At 36.0% G+C, this 5,532-nt stretch carries 5 protein-coding genes and 2 rRNA genes; 1 reads left to right on the forward strand and 6 read right to left on the reverse strand.

The features are described from left to right. The 4 genes from RCJ93_RS16410 to RCJ93_RS16425 all read right to left on the reverse strand — a co-directional run. Positions 1 to 78 (reverse strand): 16S ribosomal RNA (locus RCJ93_RS16410); the annotation flags it as partial. Between the two features lie 442 nt (positions 79 to 520). Further along, complete coding sequence (locus RCJ93_RS16415; protein ID WP_066791436.1) at positions 521 to 1,174, reverse strand: 3-oxoacid CoA-transferase subunit B; 654 nt, start codon at positions 1,172 to 1,174, stop codon at positions 521 to 523. A gap of 16 nt (positions 1,175 to 1,190) precedes the next feature. After that, positions 1,191 to 1,898, reverse strand: coding sequence for a CoA transferase subunit A (locus RCJ93_RS16420; RefSeq protein ID WP_147198317.1), 708 nt, complete (start codon positions 1,896 to 1,898; stop codon positions 1,191 to 1,193). A gap of 100 nt (positions 1,899 to 1,998) precedes the next feature. Further along, complete coding sequence (locus RCJ93_RS16425; protein ID WP_150285696.1) at positions 1,999 to 2,784, reverse strand: TrmB family transcriptional regulator; 786 nt, start codon at positions 2,782 to 2,784, stop codon at positions 1,999 to 2,001. Positions 2,785 to 2,895: 111 nt separating this feature from the next. Here RCJ93_RS16425 and RCJ93_RS16430 point away from each other — a divergent pair, with 111 nt between their 5' ends. Continuing rightward, positions 2,896 to 3,666 (forward strand): TSUP family transporter, encoded by a 771-nt coding sequence (locus tag RCJ93_RS16430; protein ID WP_150285695.1) that lies wholly within the window; start codon positions 2,896 to 2,898, stop codon positions 3,664 to 3,666. A 55-nt stretch (positions 3,667 to 3,721) separates the two neighbouring features. On the opposite strand, the gene RCJ93_RS16435 is transcribed toward RCJ93_RS16430, so the two are convergent. Both RCJ93_RS16435 and rrf read right to left on the reverse strand, forming a co-directional pair. Beyond that, positions 3,722 to 4,330, reverse strand: a complete 609-nt coding sequence (locus tag RCJ93_RS16435; protein ID WP_150285694.1) for a DedA family protein — start codon at positions 4,328 to 4,330, stop codon at positions 3,722 to 3,724. 1,088 nt (positions 4,331 to 5,418) lie between these two features. Next, positions 5,419 to 5,532: ribosomal RNA gene (gene rrf, locus RCJ93_RS16440) — 5S ribosomal RNA — on the reverse strand; the annotation flags it as partial.

The raw sequence follows: 5,532 nt of genomic DNA on the forward strand, positions 1-5,532 counted from the left end.
CCTCGTCATTCGCTCGACTTGCATGTATTAGGCACGCCGCCAGCGTTCGTCCTGAGCCAGGATCAAACTCTCCATAAAAGTGTTTGATTGCTCAAAATTTCACTAGCGCATCATCTTTAAGATGATGACTTTAAAACTAACAGTTGTTAGTAAGTTTAAATGATTAACATCTTGCTTGTTCAGTTTTCAAGGTTCATGTTATCGCTTGTTATTTTAGCGACTTGATTATATTATCATAAACTTATAATCTAGTCAACAACTTTTTAAAAGATATTTTTCAATGAAGTTATTATTCATTGCTTTTCTTAATATCTTTTAGCGACTTAGTTACTATATCACCATATAATTTAAACGTCAATTACTTTTAGAAAAAAATTTACAAAAAAATAAAAAGAGATGAAAACACTATACTAGTTTATATAAAGCAATAACTAGATATTGATCTCACCTTATAAATTACAAAGCGAGAAATTGTCCAAACAAAAAATAGATCATCATTTGATGATCTATTTTTAACTCTTTATTGTTGAGCTAATAGATGCTGGGCGATAGAGAAATCCGCATCCGTCTTAGTTTGAATTTCTTCTACTGTTACTCCCTCTTGCACTTCTACTAACACCATACCCTCAGCAGTAAACTCAAATATAGCCAAATCTGTTATCAGCTTATTTACGACACCTTTACCTGTTAACGGCAATGTGCATTCTTTTTTTATTTTAGAATCGCCGTGCTTATTTACATGCTCCATTACGACAATTACTTTCTTGGCTCCATTTACAAGGTCCATGGCGCCTCCCATACCCTTAACCATTTTCCCCGGAATCATCCAGTTTGCCAAATCTCCCTTTTCTGAAACTTCCATGCCACCAAGAATGGCTAAATCTATATGACCTCCACGAATCATAGCAAATGATTCAGCACTATCAAAAAAAGAAGCTCCCGGAACTGTAGTGATGGTTTCCTTGCCCGCATTAATCAGATCAGGATCTTCATTACCCTCAACTGGATAAGGGCCTATGCCGAGAAGACCATTTTCTGATTGAAGCAAAACATTAAAGTCAGCGGGAATTTCATTAGCAATTAATGTAGGTATACCAATCCCAAGATTGACATTCATCCCATCTTCAATTTCTTTTACCGCTCTTTTGACAATTGTAAGATGTATTTCCTTCATCCCTTTCACTCCTCCTTTATCCTTTTGCTCCTGCTACGGTAAGTTTTTCAATACGCTTTTCATAATGAGTGCCCAACAAAAGTCTTTGCACGTAAATGCCAGGAAGGTGAATTTCATCGGGATTAAGTTCCCCAGGCTCTACGATTTCTTCCACCTCCGCAATAGTTATTTTTCCTGCCATAGCTGCTATAGGGTTAAAATTCCTAGCTGTTTTTCGGAAAATCAAATTGCCAAGCGTATCCGCTTTCCAAGCTTTCACTAAAGCAAAGTCCCCTACTATGCCTCGTTCAAGTAAATAGGTCTTCCCATCAAATTCTTTCGTTTCTTTCCCCTCTGCAATCGGTGTACCAACTCCAGTAGCAGTATAAAATCCAGGTATACCTGCGCCTCCAGCACGGATTCTCTCTGCAAGTGTCCCTTGAGGAACTAACTCTACTTCTAATTCACCACTTAAATATTGCTGTTCAAAAATTTTGTTTTCTCCCACATACGATGAGATCATTTTCTTTATTTGACGATTGGCCAACAGTAATCCCAATCCCCAATCATCAACACCGCAGTTATTGCTAACAATAGTTAAATCCTTCGTGCCTTGCTCTTTTAAAGCTTGAATCGAATATTCAGGTATGCCCGAAAGACCAAACCCTCCCACAATAATTGTAGAACCTTCTTTAATATCAGAAACCGCTTCCATGAAAGAGCTCACGACTTTACTCTTGTTCATACATACGCCCCCTTTGTCTGAGTATTAAAAATTATCTATCATAACTATTCTACAACTCTAGCAATTATAAGTAAATTTTTTGTTAGTATGTCGTAGAAGTCTACTCTTCGTTAAAAAATTTTTTTCTTTCCTTAGATATCCATTGCTCTATATCATCCTTGTTCCTGCGTACTATGCGATTCACTAACACGTCATGCCATACATAATCCTCTAGCAAATAAATATGAACAGGATCGTCTGTATAGAAAGCTAGCTCCTTATCATCGAGAACTGATCCGTAAATCATCTTTTTCGCATCAATAGATAAGATAAACCATTTTTTACTTGTAGGTGCTTCAGTGAATTGGGTAACGCGATGTATATCTACATTCCCTACTGGATTTTCTACATGCAATGTGAGACCTTTAATCTCCACTTCTGATTCTACTTTTTCTAACTCTTCTTTTAGTTCATGATAAAAATCATCCCACATTGAAATAACGATTCTTTTTTCAGCTTTTTTAATTAGCGTTTTGCAGTAGCTTATAATGCTTGATTTATCCTTTAAGGTGAGTACCTGCCTTTCACCTTTTTCTTCTTTTTTTTCGCACTCCTTTAATGCAGTGCTCATACTAAGGAAATTGGTTTGGAATGAATTCTGTGCTTTTTCAAGAAATACATCGACAGGCAAAGGCGAATAAAGAGCGCCGTCTGTCTTCTCTTCCTTCAATACTACGCCTTTTTCCACTAAAGCTTTCAATGTATCATAAATTCTAGCCCTTGGTATGCCCGATTTTTTACTAACCTGATAAGCAGTAACTGTCCCTTGCTCCACTAAAGATACATATGACTTTGCTTCATATTCTGTGAATCCAATAGCTTTAAGTTGTTTGATTAACAAATCCAATATGATACCCCACTTTCTCTTCCTCTCATCATACCAAATTCAGAAGTACTATTTACATCAGAAACAATTTTAGTTACTATTTTAGTAGTTACTAAAGAAAAGGTGGTTTTTATGCATATTGAGATGGACTTTTCACTTTTAATTATTCTAATTCTTTTTGGGTTTTTAGCTGCCTTTATAGATTCAGTGGTTGGGGGCGGCGGTTTAATCGGTTTGCCTGCGCTCTTATTTGCAGGCCTCTCACCCGCTGCGGCAGTAGCAACAAATAAACTTGCTGGTACAATGGGGGCGTTGACTAGCACCATTTCCTTTTACCGTTCAGGTAAAATTGAAATGAAGTCTGTCTTGAAGTTCTTTCCGCTTGTTTTTATAGGCTCCGCTTTCGGCGCCTGGGTAGTCCACTTATTAGACCCTAATTTATTGAAGCCGCTCATGCTATTTATGCTTGCCGCTGTTGCAGTGTACACCATCTTTAAAAAGAATTGGGGTAGTGTTTCTACATACAAAAAATTATCAGTATCTAAGCTATTATTATTTGCACTTATTATTTTCGCTTGCGGATTTTATGATGGCTTTTTAGGTCCAGGAACAGGATCATTCCTTATATTTGCTTTCTTGATGGTGGGATATGATTTTCTTAGTGCTGCAGGTAATGCCCGGTTTTTAAACTTTGGGAGCAATATTGCCGCCCTCTTAATGTTTATGGGGTTGCACCAAGTCAATTACGCCTATGGCATACCGATGGGGCTTGCACAAATCGCCGGTGCAATTTTAGGATCACGTTTTGCCTTAAAACAAGGTGCCAGCTATGTACGGGGTTTATTTATAGTGGTCACATGCTGTTTACTTGCTAAAAATCTGTATGATTATTTCTTAAAATAATGACATATAAAAAAAGGCTTTCTTAAATAGAAAGCCTTTCTATATTGAAGAAGGTTTAAGCGTTTCTCCTTCTCCAGAATAAGCGGACAATAAAAAATAGAATCAGGAAGCTTAGTAGAAGGACAACAAGATTCGAATATGTATCTATATATGATACAATTTCCCCCCAAGAAGACCCCACCCTTGCACCAATATAAACTAATACACTATTCCAGATGAGTGATCCCAGTGCAGTAAATAACAAAAAAACGCCCAGATTCATTTTGGCCATGCCTGCAGGAATTGATATTAAGCTGCGAACAATAGGTACAACACGTCCTATTAGTACAGCCCATATCCCCACCTTTGCAAACCATTCATCCGCCTTTTTGATATCCTTGCGTGTAAGTCGCAATAGATATCCCCATCTATCTACAATGATCTCTAGCTTTTTCACATCCAAGAGCCTTCCAATCCCATACAGAATCACAGCACCAATCATAGAACCGATTGTAGAAAATATTATGACGCCTGTCATTGTCACATCAGATGTAGTTGTAAGAAAGCCGCTAAATGTTAAAATCACTTCAGAGGGAATCGGTGGAAAGATATTTTCTACTGCAATAAGTATAAGAATCCCTATATAACCATATGTATTCATCATATAACCAATCCACTCTTCCATCCCCATCCTCCTTTAACCTGTCCATTTATTATATGCTAAGAAAGAGAAATTATGAGTGATAGTCTTGTTAGGAAATCCCTTTACTTACTCCTCTAAAACCAATGGAAGTAGAGTTTACAGAAAAACCGAACTGCTTAAACAGCTTGGCTCTTAATATTCGAAAGCTTTTACTTATGTTTATAACCATCATTTGGTAACATTTGTTCAACCTTAAGGTACTGTAGAAAGCAGTTCAATATCATCAAAATAATGGATGGGTTCTTTGTCTTGATTATAAATATAAAGCCCATAGCCCTTTTTATGTTTCACTAGACTCTCTCTTCCTTTAGCAGACAAAGAATTTGTCAACTTAAATTCAAATGCAACACTATAATTCAGTGCATGATTCGATTTTATTTTTGGAGCAGAAACTAAATCAGTACGCTTTTTATGCACTACAGCAGAAACTCTTTTAGGTAATATTAGCTCCATATAATATTTACTATCAGTTTCCTTTAACAAATCATAAAGAGTCGGGCTAACTCTATAGATCATTTTATAGTGAACAAGTTCCCTATCCAACGTAGCTTGAAATTTATCAATATGGAAGTTTGGTGGAGTAAAGCTGCCATCTAAAGTTGTTTGGTACTACTAACATTCTTTTTCGTTTTATTTGGGGTATTCTGTTGGACATCACTACCTTTTTCATTAGTACACCCAGCAATGGTAAAGACGGAAATAAAAATCAATAAAATAAAAGAAATAATATTTTTATTGTTAATTCTTATGATTTTTTTCCTTTCCACAGGGAAATTAAAATAACCTTACAAATCATCACAGTAATTCTAACCATAAAAATAAGAGCTTTAAAATTTCTTACCTGTTATTTTAAGAAATTTTATACGTATGTGGAATACAATTTAAATTATACACTAATATTTCAAATATTCTTATATTTCATAGTATAACTATCTATGTTTATTTTTAATATATTATAATTTCGTTTTTTCATTTCTTGATATGAATGATATAAAAGAATTTCAAGAACAAGGTATTACATACCTAACGCAAAAAAGACACTACTGTGTTAATCAGTAGTGTCTTAATATGCCTAGCAACGTCCTACTCTCACAGGGGGAAGCCCCCAACTACCATCGGCGCTAAAGAGCTTAACTTCCGTGTTCGGCATGGGAACGGGTGTGACCTCTTTGCCATCATTACTA

Source organism: Rummeliibacillus sp. BSL5, assembly GCF_052928305.1.